This window comes from Gracilibacillus sp. D59 (assembly GCF_052246695.1).
Lineage (GTDB): Bacteria > Bacillota > Bacilli > Bacillales > Amphibacillaceae > Gracilibacillus.
Genome location: NZ_JBQQCK010000004.1, coordinates 315,951 through 333,600 on the forward strand (window position 1 = coordinate 315,951; position 17,650 = coordinate 333,600).

Below are 17,650 nucleotides of genomic sequence, written 5' to 3' on the forward strand. Positions count from 1 at the left end.
AGAATACTCATCCTAAGAAAAGCGAACTAAACTCATAAATAAGAAACTTGTAACTCTCACCTCCTTTAAAATTGTCATTTCAAACCTTAAAATCTATTTACTCATACTCTTACCAAAAAACTGTTTATTCGTTTTTATATTCGGTATATTTCGTCCTTTTCTAGCATACATATTAATAGGACATTTCAAAAAGCAAAGAAATGTCTTTTTATATGGTGTTAATCCATTAATAGACCACCATTAACCTCAATTATTTCCCCTGTGACATGACTGGCATAATCAGATGCAAGATCCATTAATACGAATATTGTAATCTCCCAATTCTTTTGCCAATCCTTTAGTGAACGTACTTACTCCACCTTTTGCAGCAGCGTAAGCAACTGCTCCTTTCCCACCACCATTTCGGGCAGCAAGGGAGGTCATATTAATAATTTGAGCCTTATCCTGTTTCTTTAGCAAAGGTAAGGCGGATTGCGTTACATGGAAAATAGAGCTTAAATTAATTGCTATAATCTTATCCCAATCCTTTTGTTCCAATTCTTCTATTTTGCAACGTTTCACCATAGTTCCCGCATTATTAATTAATATATCTAAGTGATCAAAATGGTACTTAATTTCAGATACCATATGATTCACCTGTTCCCTTTGAGTGACATCACCAGTTACAAGAAGCGCCTCCCCCCCTTTTTCCTTAATAGTATTTAACGTCTTCTCTGCTTCTTCTAAATTAGAATTACCATGAATAATTACTTTTGCTCCGTATTCTGCAAATACTATGGCAATAGCTCTTCCAATACCTGTACTGCTTCCAGTCACCCAAACTACCTTATCTTCAAATGAGAACATGCAATCTCCCCCTTTCTTACTTAAAACTATTTTTCAGTTAGGATAATGAAATTACATAAATAATTCTGGTATAAACAACACAATTGACGGTACAAATGTTAATAGTAGTACTAGAATAGCTACACCCATCATGAATGGAAACGCTTCCTTCACATAATCTTCAACCGAGACATCCGTTAGAGAACAAACTGTGTACATTGTCACTCCAACAGGTGGAGTCATTCCACCAAAGGTAACAATTGTCATCATTAATATGCCAAAGTGCACTGGATCTACCCCTATTTGTGTAACAATGGGCAAGAAAATTGGTGTCAGTAATAGCACTAACACTGTAGATTCGATAAACATCCCAGATATAACAAGGAATAACAAAATTAATAATAATAACAGCGTTGAACTACTAGTTAGACCTAATAATAAATCAGCTGCATTTTGAGGAAGCCTGTTATACGTAATTAGAAAACCTAAGATGGATGATGCTGATATAATTAAAAGTATAGAAGCATTATCAATAACTGACTGTTCAATTGATTGTCTAAATTTTTTCCAATCTAATTCTTTATATATGAAGAAACCAACCACTAAAGCATAAACTACTGCAAATGAACCTGCTTCGGAAGCAGTAAAAACACCAAAACGGATTCCAACTACTAATATGACTGGAAATATCAATGCCCATATACTTTCTTTTAATGAGATCATCACTTCTTTAAAAGAGGCTCTTTTACTTACTGTGTCAGAGTCATACCCTCTTCTTTTAGCAATAACATATGCGGTAATCATTAAAAAGAGCATCATTAGAATACCTGGGACAATTCCTGCTAGAAATAGCTTTCCTATTGAAACCCCTCCCACGAAACCATAAAGAATTAGACCAATACTTGGTGGAATCGTTGCTGTTATTAAAGAGCTTAAAGCAATCACCCCTACAGAGTAACCACCAGAGTAACCTCTTTTGATCATTTGTGGTCCTAGAATTCTACTTTGCATTGCGGCATCAGCGTTGGCAGAACCTGATATCCCACCCATTATTGTACTTAACACAATGGATACATGCGCCAGGCTCCCCATTAAATGGCCGGTAAGTGCGTTCGCAAATCTAATTAACCTTTTTGTAATACCAGATGAATTCATTAAGTTACCTGCAAGAATAAAAAAAGGTACTGCCAATAACGGAAATGATTGTGTTCCAGCAACCATTCTTTGTGCAGTTATTTCAACTGGTAGATTTGGATCAATTAGAAAATATGCTAAACTCGCAACACCGATTGCAAATGCTACTGGCATATTCAGAAAAAGTAAAACAAAAAAGATAACAGCTACAAGTAACACGTTTTGACCCCTTTTCGTTTTTGAAATTTAGCCTTTTAGAGTGAGGAGCAATTCCTTTATCTTAAGTAAAATAGTTATGACCATTAGTAAACACCCAATAGGTGCAGCAACTGTTATTAAAGAATAACTTAAAGACAGATTACCAATTGATCTTGCTGAATTTTCAATACTAAGTAGAATACCGAAAATACCAACATAAACCAAAAAAACAATTATGGTGAACATAGTAAAAATTTGCACAATATTTCTTACTTTTTCTGGCATTCTTTTTGTGAAAAAGTCAACACCTATATGTTTATTATTACGTAACGCCCTGTTTGCCCCTAGAAATATAACCCATACAAATAAAAATTGTGCAAATTCTACTGACCATACGATGGGGTATCCAACCCATCGCATGACAGCAGCTATAAATACAAACACTACTACACCAAACATTAATATATTTGTAATAAAATTTTCTATTTTGACATAATAGCGAGCTATTTTATCCATCAATTTACATCACTCTCTTTACTCCTGGATGATTGTTTGGATCTCTTCACGTAATTCTTGATAGCCATCAAACTTATCGTAAACTGCTTCAGTACTTTTCTTAAATGGCTCAACGTCTACTTCATGAACTTCTACACCTTCATCTATCATTTTCTGCTCAAAATCTGCTAGCATATCTTCTGTATTATGAGACGCCTTTTCCCCTGCTTTTAAAGCTTCTTCAAGAATAATTTCTTGATATCCTTTTGGTAGGTCTTTCATCCATTGATCACTTGTTACAAGGCCAGTGATTAATTGAAAGTGTCTAGTTTTAGAAATATCACTAATAACTTCGTATAGTTTAGCTCCATAGGTAGCTGGGTGCTGTGCTTCTGCACCGTCTATAACCCCTTGTTGGATAGCCGGATAAACTTCTGACCATGCCATTCCAGCAGGAGTTGCTCCCATTGACTTCATCGTTTCCAACCAGATAGGAGCATCTGGAGTTCTAAGCTTAACACCCTTAAGGTCTTCCGGTGTCATTACAGGTTTATTCGCTAAAATATGACGCTCTCCTTGATACCAATTAAATGATAATATTTTTAAGTTATGCTCTTCTGCCAATTTATCAGACCACTCTTTAAATAAGTCTGATTTTGCAACTTTATTTGCCTCATCAAAGTTGTTCACAATATAAGGAGCTGCTAGAATTCCTATTTCGGGTACCATATCTGCCAAGCGCCCAGAATCTACGAGTACAGCAACATTTGTACCTACCTTTGCTTGTTCGAGAAGGTCGTTATCTTCACCTAAGGAACCGCTTCCAAAAATCTCGAACTCTACTTTTCCATCTGTTCTTTCACTAACTTGTTCCTTAAAGTCAACTAACCCTTGATAAATAGGATCTGAATCGGTAAGAGCAGTTCCAATTTTCAGTTTGTATACTTTATCATCATTTCCATTAGACTCTCCTTCTCCACCTGTTGACTCTTGACTACAAGCACTTACGACCAACATAGAAACAACACACAAAATAATTAAAATGAAACTTTGTTTCTTTCTCAATTTAACCCCACCCCTTAATTTTTTATATAAATGTAGAAAAACTACATTTACAACAATAATGTGTTTCAATCAATTTAAAATCAGTTTGACTCTTGAATTAATTAGTCTATCTTTACCAAATGACATATTTAGATGTTCATCGGTTACTCAACCATAGGTATTCATACTGTTTGTTTAACTTCAATAACTTACAAATGTTAAAAAATAAAACCAAATGTGAATAGAAAATAAGGTATCATCCTTGTTTTTAAATGCGCACTAACTGCTTTATATTGTGCATACTTTCTAAATTCGCTTGTCATGATGAAATAGAATTTGTGTAGTTTCTGTTGGATAAAACACTGTTGTTAGTGATTGAAGTGTATTTCTAGTTGGATAAGATAATCTTTGGAGAATCTTTACAGCCGCTTGTTTTCTTGATGTAATCCTATATATTTTAATTTATAATAATTATTGAAACGTACATCTACATAATAAAGCGCTTTCATCACATTCATGAACATATACTATTAGCTATAATCACTCTTAATTATCGCTTTCAGATATTCTAATTTATTATGATCAGTAGCAAAGCTGTACAGAGGTGTTTAAATCTCAATCTGAGTAATGAAGTATTTTGTGTAATTTTGTTCTACACGACACTGTTGTTGGTGGCTGAAGTTTATTCAAGTTGGAGAAGATACCTTGGAGTAATTTCACAGGCAACCCTTTCGGCCGCTCATTCTTGCTGTATTCATTAAATTCTTACTTTTAGTAGTCTAGAAACAATCTAGACTACATTTTTATCAAGTTCAAAAACCATTAAAATAGTGACTGTAATCATTTTTAAGTTTTTCTTGCTCAAATGCTAATTTTTTCAGATGTTTTTCCATTATCTGTTCAGCAAAGTCAGGCTGCTTGTTCTTAATAGCTTCTATAATTTGTGAATGTTGAAATAGATTTGACGCCCAATTGTGATGAGCAGCCAAGCTTAACATCCTTACTCGATTTAAGTGTGCATTCATGGTTTGAATAATGTTCCAGATTTTCTCTTTTCCACTACCTAATGTAATAATGTGATGGAATTCTTCATCTAATTCAAAAAGTTTTGTGTGATTTTGTTCTGCGAAACACTGTTGCTGTTGACTAAAGTTGAGTTCTAGTTGGAGAAGATATTCTTCGGGGAAATTTTCGCAGGCAACCCTTACGGCCGCTCGTTCTAGATGTTCTCTAATAAATCTTGATTGTTCAACTTGGTTCAAATCTATTAGAGAAATAAAAGTACCTCTTTGAGGGTACACCTCAAGAAGTTCTTCCTGTGATAATCTTGCAAAGGCTTCTCTTACAGGAGTTCTACTTACATTTAGCATTCCAGATATTTCTTTCTCTGAGATATTTTTTCCAGGTTCCAATTCTAGAGAAATTATACTCTTTCTTAAAAACTCATAAATACGATCTCTTGTAGAGTAGTTTACATTCTTTTTTAGATCGATATTTAACATTCAATTCAGCTCCTCAAGCTTGCATACTAGTATGTTATCATATAACCATACTAGTATGCAATTATTTTTTAAAAATTCTTATTTTTCCAACAACACTAGCCAAATATATATCAATATTGAGTCTAACCTGAATTAGTAAGATACAATTAAGAATTGAAATTATGATTAATGCTGTGGTTCTACTTGGGATTATTGTCCAATTAATTAATAGTCTAAATAAATTCAGTCTTGCATAGATTTCTTATTCTTGATTTAATAAAATGGTATCAATCCAAGATGTCTGCTAGCCTCTGTGTTGATCAGGTGACACACTCATAAACTTTTTGTTTATGATGAGGAGGAGGTTTTAGTCATACATCTAAGCGTTAGACGTTCTTCTTATTCTTACTATTTGATGAATTTCATTACAACATTAAATATATAACTTCATTACTTAGAAGCCTGAGATATTTCCTTATTTTGGAAGTTCACTTTTTTTGATACCGGCGTAGCCACTGGATCATATATACTTGAACTAATAGCAACTCTCTTCGGATATCAACCATTCTACGTGATTACAGGAGTTTTATTGATTGCGGTACTATTCATTTATAGAATTGTTATAAAAAAACGAAAAGAATCAGAGTTAAAGAAATATGAGACTGTAGAAGTTGGATAGATATTGGGCGTTCCTCCTATCTAACCTCTTTTTATTTAAAGAAAGATAAAGATATATTTTTCCTTGACCACGGTATTTCTAAACTTTTCCCACAACATCTTTTAGAATTCATCCTTATAATTTGGGTATTATTAAGAGTCTACTTCGCTTGAGATAAAAAGAACTTAGTCTAATAAAAAAATGCTATATTTGAGTGATTTTTTGAGGGATTTAGACTGCTCAACACGGAAGTGCCTGCGAGAGCGGATAGTGAAATGAAAAGAACAGAAAAGCTATTGAGTTGATTCACCCGGATTCTATATCAAAAAGGACGAAGATGGGGATTTAATGAATTGGTTGAATTCAACGTGTGAATAGATAGGTTGATGGATTATTAAGAGGAGTGATTTTTAATTAGACACACGCAACACCTATTCAGTTTGGCTATACTCCCCATTATCCCTGACTCCACATATGGTGCTTATAGAGAGCTCTCCATAAGCGCCATAGTTATAATAACGGCGCTCCTCTTGATGTTATACAGAGTTTACTTGAGCATGAATAGAGTGAAACTACTCTTATCTATGCTCAGTTGAGTGGGAAACTGCGAAAAGAATTTTATAGAAAATACTTTTAGTTTGATATAGGTTTTAAAACTATTATATAAGATACCTTATACATCTTTTATATAGGGTACCTGTCAAACCAATTCTTTAACAAAACCTGTAATCCGTTGTTGCGCAGTATATTTGTACTACGCAGCAAAATGAATCTGTTACTTTTATCCGTAAGGGTTGCGTAACCACCATTATTTTTCTGTATATACTTAGTGTCGTTGTTACAAACATGAGTCTCCAATATAAAAAAGTTGATGATAATTAATTCATGATTCAAAAAATCATACCCATTTTAAACCTTACCACATACCATAAAATAAGGTTTCTACAATGGGAGGCAGTATTTATGTATAGACAACGAGCGAGAATACCAGGAAACTGTCCACAGGGGTTTTTGGGTCGGTATACCGTAATTCCAGGTGACACGTTTTATACCATTGCGCAGATGTTTAGAGTAAGAATAGAAGCACTTGCAGTCAACAATCCCCATATTCCAAATCCTAATGTATTATTCCCCGGTGACATTCTCTGTGTTCCGGGTTTAATCCCTTACCCGTGCTGTACGTCTTTACAGCCCAGAAGGAGGGCGCCATTCGGTACAGGCGGCGTAGCTTATGTGAATTTTGGTCCAAGGGGAGGTCAGGCTGTAAGCATTATGGCAACCTTACCGCAACCTCAAGTTTTCGGTGATTTTGACAAGTATACAGGTGAAATTATTATTCTCGGGACTGGAAGCTTTAGAAACCAGTTATTTGCTACCCCCGAAGACCCACCTACTTGGTCATCTCGAATAGAACTTCCTACCGCTGCAACCGTTACGCCAAACTCGCGTGTGTTAGTACGCCCTATTAATTCGTTGGCCGGCACTTCAGGTGCTCCTGTCTTAGAAGGTATAATTCTTCTTGGAAGTTGTCAATAAAATCAATAGAAACAAAAGGAGCTGTCCTTCGTCATGTGTGACTGAGAGGCAGCTCCTTGCATTTGTTTTCAAAATGCACCAGGTCTACGAAAAAACTGGTCCGCCAGCTTTAGGATTAAACTCACAGAGAGAATTGAAATAAGTACAGAAGCACTAACGTATCGCTAATACGCTCATTTTCATAAGATATAAATTTCTTGATCTCTGCCCCAGTAAGAATATTACTTTCTTTTCACATAAAATCCCAAGCCTTCCGGTGAGGGGACATAAAATCTTCTAAATCCGTTAAACGCAACACACTCGACGTGGTTTGAGTGGTGATCGCAGACATAAGGATGTAGTAGTGTTTACCTTGTACAGAATCAATCCCCGCCCTTCCACTATAGCATCCCTTTCTGTCATATCTAAAAATATAAATTAGAGTCTTAAAATCACAAGAAATTATAAGTAAAGGAGATGTTGTAAACATTAACATCTCTTTTTTACTAACCTGCGACATTAAACCCATTGTTTCAAAAAGTCCCCTAATGATGAAGTTCTTTGCTGCACAGTATAGGTCTACTGTGCAGAATTGTTGTACTGCACAATATTAAAGTCACCCAAAATATTCTCGCTATTGTAAAAAAAATTAATTTCTTTTTCTAGTACAATTAAGATGCTTCCAAAATAAAGCATAAGCTTGTCAAAACGGGAATGTTATGGACTAAGACACACTTTGAATTAACCCAAAAGCTCCATATTCTAGATAAGGTTTAAGGGGTTAGGGCTTCTTTTACTGCTTTTTCTCATGCATTTCCGCTTCCTTTTCTCACTCTTTTTCACCCTTTAAAACCTGTTAGTTCTTGCTTTATCCTGCTTTTCTTCACTCTTTAACTCCTGCTTTACTCGCTCTTTTCCCCCTTCTTTTTCAGGCATAAAAAAGACCGAAGGTATGATGAAATTCTTCGGCAAAACCTTCGGTTTGGGAAATATTTTATTCTTTAAGGAACGCTATTTTTATTTAAGCGTCGATATTTGTTGATTGGGACAGTTAAGTAATATATTTTTTAAAAGTATTATTACTTAAAAATAAACATAAAAAGCATCGGCCCTTCGGCCGATGCTTGAATACGTTGTGACTTACCATCTTTTTTGTCATTTTCCATTTATCTTTGTAAAACTTCCCATCTTTCTTTGCAACTTCCCGTCTTTCTTTGTTCTTAACAACCCATCAAAAGGCATATTCTGTATGGTTTACTCAACCGTCACAGATTTCGCTAAGTTTCTTGGCTTATCAACATCACAATCACGGTGAAGTGCTGCATAGTAGGCTAGCAGTTGCATCGGAACAACACTTACTAATGGTGTTAATAGTTCATGAACTTGTGGTAAGACGAATTGGTCACTATCATTTTCTAGACCTTTCATACTTACAACACATGTGTTAGCTCCACGAGCTGCTACTTCCTGTACGTTACCGCGAATTGATAGGTTCACATTTTCTTGAGTTGAGATAGCTATAACCGGTGTTCCATCTTCTATTAGAGCAATCGTACCATGCTTTAACTCTCCACCAGCGAAGCCTTCCGCTTGAATATAAGAAATTTCTTTTAATTTCAATGCCGCTTCCTGAACAACGAAATAGTCCACGCCACGACCAATAAAGAAGGCATTTCTTGTTGTTTCAAACATGGCTTTTGCAATACGCTCAAATTCTTCTTTTTGATCTGTTAAAGTTTCCATCGCACTTGATACAATACCTAATTCCTGAAGTGGATCAAACGATAAATCAATACCTTTTGCTCTGGCACTATCTACTGCTAAAATCGCTAATACAGCAATTTGGGCTGTATATGCTTTTGTTGATGCTACTGCAATTTCTGGACCTGCATGTAAATGCAAAGTATAGTCTGCTTCACGAGAAAGGGTTGAACCAGGCACATTAGTAATCGTTAATGCCGGGTGCCCTAAAGCTTTTGTTTGTACTAATACCGAACGGCTATCAGCTGTTTCCCCGCTTTGTGAAATGAAAATAAATAATGGATTTTCAGATAACATAGGCATATTATAAGAGAACTCACTTGCAATATGCACTTCAACAGGGATATTAGCCAACTTCTCAATAAATTGTTTACCGACTAATCCAGCATGATAACTTGTTCCCGCTGCAATAATATAGATACGATCCGCTTTCTTCATCGCTTTACGGATATCTTTATCTAATTTTATTGTATCGTTTTTATCTTGATACTCTTGAATGATTTTACGGATAACAAATGGCTGTTCATCAATTTCTTTTAACATAAAGTGTGGATAGGTTCCTTTTTCTGTATCAGAAGCATCGATTTCAGCTACATAAGCTTCACGCTCTACAACTGTTCCATCTAACTTCTGGATTTCCACACGGTCACGTTGAACTAATACTACCTCTTTGTCTTCAATTTCTACATAACGATTCGTTTCTTTTAATGTTGCCATCGCATCACTTGCTACGACATTAAAACCATTACCTAAACCGATCAGTAACGGACTTTTATTTTTGGCAACATAAATAAGATCAGGATTTTGATTGTCAATTAAAGCAAGGGCATAAGATCCTTTAAGAACAGATAAAGCTTTACGGAAGCCACTTAATACATCATTCGTCTCCTTAGCGAGTTGTTCAATTAACTGCACGACGATCTCTGTATCTGTTTCACTTTTTAATGTAACGCCTACTAAATATTCATCTCGAATCTCATTGTAATTCTCGATTACACCGTTATGAACTAATGTAAAACGGCCTGATCCACTTTGGTGAGGGTGTGCATTGTCTTCACTTGGCTCACCGTGTGTTGCCCAACGAGTGTGTCCGATCCCCATTGTCGCCGTCACATCTTGATCTACCTTGTCACGTAACGCTGCAATTCTCCCTTTTACTTTTGTCACATTTACGCCGTTATCATTTAATAAAGCAATACCTGCAGAATCATATCCGCGATACTCCAATTTCTCTAATCCTGTTAATAAAATTTCCTTTGAATCATTTGCTCCAATAAATCCTACAATACCGCACATAGCGTTGTTTCCTCCTTATAATAAGGGGCAAACAAACGACCATTGAATTGATTGTTACAAGGGGCGTCTATCTGCCCCTTTCTCGTGTTTGTTTCGTTCATCTTGTTTTTATTCTTGTACAAAAAGTTGCCTTCTTGTTTTCGAATAAAAACATATCGGTTGAGATGTACAACCGGGAGGTATCCGCCGATCACCCTCGATAATCCTCCACCTCGTCAGCTATGAATTATTTCGTTCATCATAGCCCTGGCGCTTTAAAGATATATTTCCTACTATGCTCCTTTCTATTCTTGAGTCAGTCGTTATCAAAAACGACTCTTTTATTTTACTTGAAAAGATCTTTTAAAGCAATAATTATTGTTAAAAGATCTACTACATTTCTATGCGCTGTTTATAATATTAGTGATAAAAAATGAAGTTATGGGGGTTCCCCATAACTTCACTAATTATTCTTGATCTTCCATTCCCATTACTTTCTGGATTACTTCTACAACTTCATCTACATAATTGTTACAGTCTTCTAATGTTGGTGCTTCCACCATAACCCTTACTAATGGTTCTGTTCCGGATGGACGTACTAAAACACGACCCTGATCACCCATATCTGCTTCAACTTTATCAATGGCGTCCAGTACGGTTTGATTTGTCATCACTTCATTTTTCTTGACTACACGAACATTCTTAAGTACTTGCGGGAATTTCTCCATTTCGCCTGCTAATTCTGATAACGGCTTATCTGTCTCTCTCATTACATTTACGAGTTGTAATGCAGATAACATCCCATCACCGGTAGTCGTATAATCTAAGAAAATGATGTGACCAGATTGTTCTCCACCAAGGTTATAACCACCCTTGCGCATTTCCTCCATTACGTAACGGTCCCCAACGGCTGTTTTATTGCTTTTCATTCCGTTTGCTTCTAACGCTTTGTAAAAACCAATATTACTCATTACCGTAGACACAACCGTGGCATGACGCAAGATCCCTTGTTGATTTAAATAGTTTCCGATAATAAACATAATTTGATCGCCATCTACAATATTTCCTTTTTCGTCGACAGCAATTAATCGGTCTCCATCACCATCAAAGGCTAGACCTATATCAGCACCTTTTTCTACCACTAGCGCTTGTAGTTTCTCTGGATGAGTAGATCCGACACCATCATTAATATTTAATCCATTAGGTGATGAACCAATTGTTGAAATGTCTGCCTCTAAATCTGCAAAAAGGTGTGATGCAAGCCCTGATGTTGCTCCATGTGAACAATCTAATGCAATATGTAGGCCATCGAATTCATTATCAATCGTTTCTTTTAAATATTGGATATATTTCTGTCCACCCTCTAGGTAATCATTTACCTGACCAACATCTGCTCCAACTGGTCGTGGTAGATCATCTGTTTCCATATCCAATAAAGCCTCAATTTCTGCTTCTTGTTCATCCGATAACTTGAAACCATCAGATCCAAAGAATTTAATCCCATTATCTTCAACTGGATTGTGAGAAGCAGAGATCATTACACCTGCTTGGGCATTCATTACTTTTGCTAAATAAGCGACACCTGGGGTTGAAATAACACCTAGTCGCATTACTTCAGCTCCAATCGAAAGAAGGCCAGCAACTAATGCTCCTTCCAACATATTCCCTGAAATTCGTGTATCACGACCTATTAATACCTTAGGTTTGTTAGCTTCTTTGGTTAATACATATCCACCATATCGTCCAAGTTTGAATGCTAATTCAGGTGTTAGATCTTTATTGGCTACACCACGAACGCCATCCGTTCCAAAATATTTTCCCATTTTCAAAATCTCTCCTTTATCCAAATCATTCCGGTTATTATGTATTATTCTTCTTGTTCGATGTTTACTGTCACTTGCTCATATTCCAATTCAAATGCTACTCCTTCTGGTAGACCTTCAGGAGTGATGAGTTCTACTGGAAGCTGATGCTCACCAGGAGCACGATCTCCAATATCAATTGTTAATTGGAGATCAGCTTCTGCTACTTTTTCTAAATCAGACGGAAAGCCTCTCATGGTGATATTCATACTATTTGTATCTGGCTCGATAAATGTAACAGACTGCTCGTCTACTTCATTGCCATAATCAATTGTGACATCTTCAATTGTTTCTTCTTCAATTGTTTCTACATTTACATTAACTTTGACTGTCTCACTATTTACTTTTCGAACATCTTTAGGTATTTCTAAGGGCACATCTATCGTGCCGCTTTCAGTGATTTGACTTAAATCAATAGGTTCTGTAGCAATTTCTTCTAATTGATCTAAATAACTTTCATCAGCAAATACTTGCACTTCTTTTGTTTCTAATTCCATCGAAGTGACACGAACATCCTCTGGTGCTTCATTCTCCGTTTTGATGGATATCGGGACAGTCTTATTAGGATTTTTCATTTCTACAGACACATCAACTGTTGGTGGATCGATTCTTACATTTAACTCATTTCCTTGACTATCGTACACCTTTACAGGAACATTTTCGAGTGTCTGTGATTCACTGAAACCACTGACATCTACAAAGCCTTTTACTATCTCGATTTTATCTACAATGCTTTTTGAACTAGTAACCACTACTTGTTCAGGATCAGCATAGACATTAGCAACTTCATATCCTTCTTCGACTTTGTCTCTATTCACCGTATCTATCGTAACATTAAATTCCTGACTCGCTCTTTCCTCAATCGTTACTTCCACTTCTTGTGGTTCAATGTAAACATTGAGTCTGTCTGCAATACCCGAGTATTCAAGAGGTACCGTATGTGTACCAGTGCCTAAATCTTCAAGAGATACATATACATCAAAATTGCGCTGTAATACAGTTGAGGTTACCGAACTAACCGATCCTTGCAAGGTAACTGAAACGGTTTCCGGTACTCCACTCACAACATATTTGTCTTGATCAATTTGTGTTTGAACAGGTACATCATCCATCGTCTGTGTTTCGTTATTAGTACCAAATGACAATTCAAATCCATCGTCATTATCATACACATTCTCATCAAATGCAACGACAACAAAAAGCAAGACGGAAAGTATCAAAGCAACCACTCTTATAACCCACGGTTTTTCCAACCACTTATTCATTTTTTTTACCCCTCCAATTCCATGCCTTCGTCGTTGAGGTTTTAAATTTCTTCACTAATTCGGTTTCTAAGATTTCTGCTAATTGTTCCGTCGTTAAATTGCGGTGCAACTCACCATTTTTGGTACACGATATATTACCAGTTTCCTCTGATACAATTATCGTAATGGCATCTGTTACCTCACTAATACCTAGTGCTGCTCTGTGACGTGTTCCCAATTCTTTCGATATAAAAGGACTTTCGGACAATGGTAAATAACATGCCGCCGCCACGATTTCATCTCGACTGATGATAACAGCTCCATCATGCAAAGGCGTATTTGGAATAAATATATTCGTTAACAATTGATTGGTTAAATTCCCATTAATCGGAATACCAGTTGATACATAATCACCCATTGCTGTATCGCGTTCAATCGTAATCAAAGCTCCGATTCTTCTTTTGGCCATGTATTTACAAGAAGCTATAATTGCTTCAATTGATTGGTTAAGTTCTTCCTCCTCGGAAGTCGTATTTCGAGAAAAAAAGCTTCCTCTTCCTAACTGTTCTAGTGCTCTTCTTAATTCCGGTTGGAATAAAATAATGATCCCTAAAGGTCCCCACATAATGACTTGCCAAATAATCATACGTACAGTGCTTAAATCGAATAACACACTAGCAAGATATATAATAATGACAACAAAGATACCTTTCAATAATTGGATCGCTTTTGTACCACGAATCAACATTAGTAATTTATATAAAACATACCAAACGATGGCAATATCTACGATGATTTTGACAATATCTAGTACGTTAAAGTCACCATTAAGCATGCAAACACAACCTTATGTCCATCTGAATCCTCTTCCTTATCTCATTTTGTAATTATGTTTTATTATAACATATGTTTCATATAACCCTTAATTAAATGATGTATTTTCTATATGCATGCATTTAACGAAATAAAAAACAGTCAAAAACCGTCCAATCCTTATTCGCATTAGATATTAAACTACGAACTTGTGGAAATTTTCATAGGGCGACTTTCTTCCATTCTTATTAATGATGAGTGCTTGATCTTAGCTACGGAAAAATACTCCCTTTCCAAGGGAACTTTATAGGATACTCTTCAAAAGCTTGCTTGAACAGATGTTGACTTATGCCCTTTGGGTAAAAGCGCAGTATTTTGCCTAAGCGATGACATAACACTCTCTACAGAAAGAACGGAAGAAATACGCAGAGAAAACCTCTTAAAAATGTAATGATTGGACCGAAGAGGAATCATAACTAGTATGCTCAGAGCTAGACACCATAGTAAATACTGTTTTTACCTAAAAACAGTGACTCTTAAAATAAGAATCACTGTCCTTGTTGTTAATTTAAACTAAAAACACTTTCTACTAGGCCTTTTAGTTTATACCACATCCAATTAAATACTTGATCTACCTCTTTAATATCTCCTGCTATTTTACCAGCAGAAGCTGATAAATTATCTCCGTTAATTAGGATTACATCACCTTGGACTTCTCCCTCAACTTTCACATTTGCATTTTTTACCTCAAGATCATCTTCAATAACAACATCTTCCGGGACGATAACAGTGTCATTTTCTACTACTAAATTTTGACCCTTAGGATAGCTTAATTGCTGTTGTTCTTGATTCCATGCAGATAAAATACCACTGAACATAAAGATAAAGAAGATAGCAGCTGCTGTTATCATTGGATGTAACTTCATCCATCTTTTCACCGTCGTACGCTTCTTCTCTTTAGGCAAACCAGCCATTACATTACTTGTGAAGTCCTTTGAAGGTTTTAGTTCTATATTTGCTGTCACTAATGCTACCGTTCTTTTTAATTCTTGAAAATGTTTTTGACAAGCTTCACATGATTGTAAATGGGAGCGCAACAGCTGTTCATCGTTTTTCGTTATATCACCATCTAAATACTGATGCATTAATTCTACAATTTCTTTATTACATTTCATTTCTCTCACACCCCTTAAACATGGCGAAGCCTTTTTCTAAGAGCTTCTCTTCCTCTGTGGATTCTCGTTTTGACAGTCCCCACTGGTATTTCTAATATTTCGCTTATTTCCTTAAGAGATAGCTCATCTAAAAATCGTAAAGCAATGATACTCCGATATTTTGCAGGGAGTTGCATTATTTCATTTTGAATATAACTTTGCATTTCTAAACTTTCTACTTCTTCTTCTGGAAGAGCTTGTTCAGCGGGTAATTGTGCGTGTAAATTTAGCCCTTCTGTTCCTTTTATTTCAGCATCAAGATAATAATCTGGCTTTTTCTTACGTATTCTATCTATTGTTAAGTTCGTTGCAATTCGATAAAGCCAAGTAGAGAATTTCCGATTTTCATCAAATGATTGGATATTAAGATATGCTCGAATAAAAGCTTCTTGTGCTATATCTTCAGCCTCTTGTTTATTTCCAATCATACGATAAGAGATGGCAAAGACTTTGTTTTGATAATAGGCAACAATGTCTTCGAATGCTGATTGGTCTCCCTTTTTAACTAATTTTATATTTTGTTTTATTTTTTCCTCAATCATCTAATTACCTCCGCTACATTTGCGGTTACTTTAATTACGAGTTAACCCAAAGAAAAGTTTCATTTATTTTAATTTTTTTCATAATTTTTCGTTTTCCTAACAAATGATATTATATCAAGAAAATACATATTTTTGTTGGTAAATGACAATTTTTCTCATAAAATGTAGTTTGACTACCATAAATCTAGGACTTTTAGAGATGAGGATTATCATTTATATAATAAAACATATATAACAGGACCTTTATCACGCTTCTACCAGATACTTACTTGCCTCAACTGTAAAATGTATGAAAATGATTATATATAAATGCGAAGACATTAAAAAAAGCCGTTTCCATCATTTTCGGAAAACCGCTTCGTAATAACTATATACTTTTAAGATGGTGGAGCCTAGCGGGATCGAACCGCTGACCTCCTGCGTGCAAAGCAGGCGCTCTCCCAGCTGAGCTAAGGCCCCGTAAAACTGGTGAGCCATGGAGGATTCGAACCTCCGACCCTCTGATTAAAAGTCAGATGCTCTACCAACTGAGCTAATGGCTCTAATAAGTTCGTAATTATTTTTTTGCACATAAAAAATGGCTGGGCTAGCTGGATTCGAACCAGCGCATGACGGTACCAAAAACCGTTGCCTTACCGCTTGGCTATAGCCCAACAAAATGAAATGAAGTGTACAAAAAATAGTATATACACTTTAAAAATTATTATACAATGGTGGAGGGAGTAGGACTCGAACCTACGAACCCGATGGGAGCGGATTTACAGTCCGCCGCGTTTGGCCAACTTCGCTATCCCTCCATGCATAAATATTATGAAATTACCTGGTGCCGGCCAGAGGACTTGAACCCCCAACCTACTGATTACAAGTCAGTTGCTCTACCAATTGAGCTAGACCGGCTCAAAATGGTGGAGGATGCAGGGCTCGAACCTGCGACCCCTTGCTTGTAAGGCAAGTGCTCTCCCAGCTGAGCTAATCCTCCAAATGGTGACCCGTACGGGATTCGAACCCGTGTTACCGCCGTGAAAGGGCGGTGTCTTAACCACTTGACCAACGGGCCAATACTTTAATTCTCACAAAAATAGCAGAGCTTCCAGCCGGACTTGAACCGGCGACCCCTTCCTTACCATGGAAGTGCTCTACCGACTGAGCTATGGAAGCAAATGGCTCCACAGGTAGGATTCGAACCTACGACCGATCGGTTAACAGCCGATTGCTCTACCACTGAGCTACTGTGGAATGTTTTGCAACTGATGCTTCTCAAAGCTGTTTTAATTCAGCCTGGCAACGTCCTACTCTTGCAGGGGCGCGAGCCCCAACTACCATGGGCGCTGGAGAGCTTAACTACTGTGTTCGGCATGGGAACAGGTGTGACCTCTCCGCTATCGCCACCAGACTTTGTATGTTATGAAAGGGATATACCCTAAAAACTAGATAAGAGTGATAGTACAAGATCAAACAAATGATATAGTTAAGTCCTCGATCGATTAGTATTCGTCAGCTACACATGTCACCATGCTTCCACCTCGAACCTATCTACCTCATCGTCTCTGAGGGATCTTACTCTATCGAATAGATGGGAAGTCTCATCT

12 protein-coding genes, 9 tRNA genes, 2 rRNA genes and 1 pseudogene are annotated in these 17,650 nt (G+C 36.5%); 2 read left to right on the forward strand and 22 right to left on the reverse strand.

The features are described from left to right. Nucleotides 1-279: 279 nt before the first annotated feature. From ACTWP4_RS09865 to ACTWP4_RS09885, 5 genes are all read right to left on the reverse strand, one after another. Nucleotides 280-846, reverse strand: a complete 567-nt coding sequence (locus ACTWP4_RS09865; protein ID WP_443128597.1) for an SDR family NAD(P)-dependent oxidoreductase — start codon at nucleotides 844-846, stop codon at nucleotides 280-282. Nucleotides 847-897: 51 nt separating this feature from the next. Beyond that, nucleotides 898-2,178: a TRAP transporter large permease gene (locus tag ACTWP4_RS09870; protein ID WP_443128598.1), complete on the reverse strand. Its 1,281-nt coding sequence runs from the start codon at nucleotides 2,176-2,178 to the stop codon at nucleotides 898-900. Between the two features lie 27 nt (nucleotides 2,179-2,205). After that, the gene (locus ACTWP4_RS09875) at nucleotides 2,206-2,673 is read right to left on the reverse strand and encodes a TRAP transporter small permease (RefSeq protein WP_443128599.1); all 468 of its coding nucleotides are present in this window, start codon (nucleotides 2,671-2,673) and stop codon (nucleotides 2,206-2,208) included. Nucleotides 2,674-2,691: 18 nt separating this feature from the next. Then, on the reverse strand, nucleotides 2,692-3,717 hold the full coding sequence (locus ACTWP4_RS09880) for a C4-dicarboxylate TRAP transporter substrate-binding protein (protein WP_443128600.1): 1,026 nt from the start codon (nucleotides 3,715-3,717) through the stop codon (nucleotides 2,692-2,694). Nucleotides 3,718-4,508: 791 nt separating this feature from the next. Further along, on the reverse strand, nucleotides 4,509-5,198 hold the full coding sequence (locus ACTWP4_RS09885) for a GntR family transcriptional regulator (RefSeq protein ID WP_443128601.1): 690 nt from the start codon (nucleotides 5,196-5,198) through the stop codon (nucleotides 4,509-4,511). 1,139 nt (nucleotides 5,199-6,337) lie between these two features. On the opposite strand from ACTWP4_RS09885, the pseudogene ACTWP4_RS09890 reads away from it, so the two are divergent. After that, nucleotides 6,338-6,472, forward strand: a pseudogene (locus ACTWP4_RS09890) (integrase); the annotation flags it as partial. 326 nt (nucleotides 6,473-6,798) lie between these two features. Further along, complete coding sequence (locus ACTWP4_RS09895; RefSeq protein ID WP_443128602.1) at nucleotides 6,799-7,371, forward strand: LysM peptidoglycan-binding domain-containing protein; 573 nt, start codon at nucleotides 6,799-6,801, stop codon at nucleotides 7,369-7,371. 1,233 nt (nucleotides 7,372-8,604) lie between these two features. On the opposite strand, the gene glmS is transcribed toward ACTWP4_RS09895, so the two are convergent. The 17 genes from glmS to ACTWP4_RS09980 all read right to left on the reverse strand — a co-directional run. After that, nucleotides 8,605-10,407, reverse strand: a complete 1,803-nt coding sequence (gene glmS, locus ACTWP4_RS09900) for a glutamine--fructose-6-phosphate transaminase (isomerizing) (RefSeq protein WP_443128603.1) — start codon at nucleotides 10,405-10,407, stop codon at nucleotides 8,605-8,607. Nucleotides 10,408-10,853: 446 nt separating this feature from the next. Continuing rightward, nucleotides 10,854-12,209, reverse strand: coding sequence for a phosphoglucosamine mutase (glmM, locus tag ACTWP4_RS09905; protein WP_443128604.1), 1,356 nt, complete (start codon nucleotides 12,207-12,209; stop codon nucleotides 10,854-10,856). Nucleotides 12,210-12,253: 44 nt separating this feature from the next. Beyond that, the gene (locus ACTWP4_RS09910; RefSeq protein WP_443128605.1) at nucleotides 12,254-13,513 is read right to left on the reverse strand and encodes a CdaR family protein; all 1,260 of its coding nucleotides are present in this window, start codon (nucleotides 13,511-13,513) and stop codon (nucleotides 12,254-12,256) included. Next, nucleotides 13,506-14,327 carry a diadenylate cyclase CdaA gene (gene cdaA, locus ACTWP4_RS09915; RefSeq protein ID WP_443128606.1) on the reverse strand — a complete coding sequence of 274 codons (822 nt, stop codon included), beginning with the start codon at nucleotides 14,325-14,327 and terminating at the stop codon, nucleotides 13,506-13,508. Before cdaA ends, ACTWP4_RS09910 begins: the two co-directional genes overlap by 8 nt. Nucleotides 14,328-14,868: 541 nt before the next feature. Further along, entirely contained in the window at nucleotides 14,869-15,480 is a 612-nt protein-coding gene (locus ACTWP4_RS09920) for an anti-sigma factor family protein (protein ID WP_443128607.1), read from the reverse strand. Between the two features lie 14 nt (nucleotides 15,481-15,494). Continuing rightward, nucleotides 15,495-16,058, reverse strand: coding sequence for an RNA polymerase sigma factor SigW (gene sigW / locus ACTWP4_RS09925; RefSeq protein WP_443128614.1), 564 nt, complete (start codon nucleotides 16,056-16,058; stop codon nucleotides 15,495-15,497). A gap of 386 nt (nucleotides 16,059-16,444) precedes the next feature. Further along, a tRNA-Ala gene (locus tag ACTWP4_RS09930) sits at nucleotides 16,445-16,520 on the reverse strand. Between the two features lie 7 nt (nucleotides 16,521-16,527). Then, nucleotides 16,528-16,603, reverse strand: a tRNA-Lys gene (locus ACTWP4_RS09935). 36 nt (nucleotides 16,604-16,639) lie between these two features. Continuing rightward, nucleotides 16,640-16,714: transfer RNA gene (locus ACTWP4_RS09940), tRNA-Gln, on the reverse strand. 58 nt (nucleotides 16,715-16,772) lie between these two features. Continuing rightward, nucleotides 16,773-16,858: transfer RNA gene (locus ACTWP4_RS09945), tRNA-Tyr, on the reverse strand. Between the two features lie 24 nt (nucleotides 16,859-16,882). Then, nucleotides 16,883-16,958, reverse strand: a tRNA-Thr gene (locus tag ACTWP4_RS09950). A 6-nt stretch (nucleotides 16,959-16,964) separates the two neighbouring features. Further along, a tRNA-Val gene (locus tag ACTWP4_RS09955) sits at nucleotides 16,965-17,040 on the reverse strand. Nucleotides 17,041-17,043: 3 nt separating this feature from the next. Next, nucleotides 17,044-17,118, reverse strand: a tRNA-Glu gene (locus ACTWP4_RS09960). 28 nt (nucleotides 17,119-17,146) lie between these two features. Then, nucleotides 17,147-17,219, reverse strand: a tRNA-Thr gene (locus ACTWP4_RS09965). A 3-nt stretch (nucleotides 17,220-17,222) separates the two neighbouring features. Next, a tRNA-Asn gene (locus tag ACTWP4_RS09970) sits at nucleotides 17,223-17,297 on the reverse strand. Between the two features lie 40 nt (nucleotides 17,298-17,337). After that, nucleotides 17,338-17,454: ribosomal RNA gene (gene rrf / locus ACTWP4_RS09975) — 5S ribosomal RNA — on the reverse strand. Nucleotides 17,455-17,525: 71 nt separating this feature from the next. Then, nucleotides 17,526-17,650 (reverse strand): 23S ribosomal RNA (locus tag ACTWP4_RS09980); the annotation flags it as partial.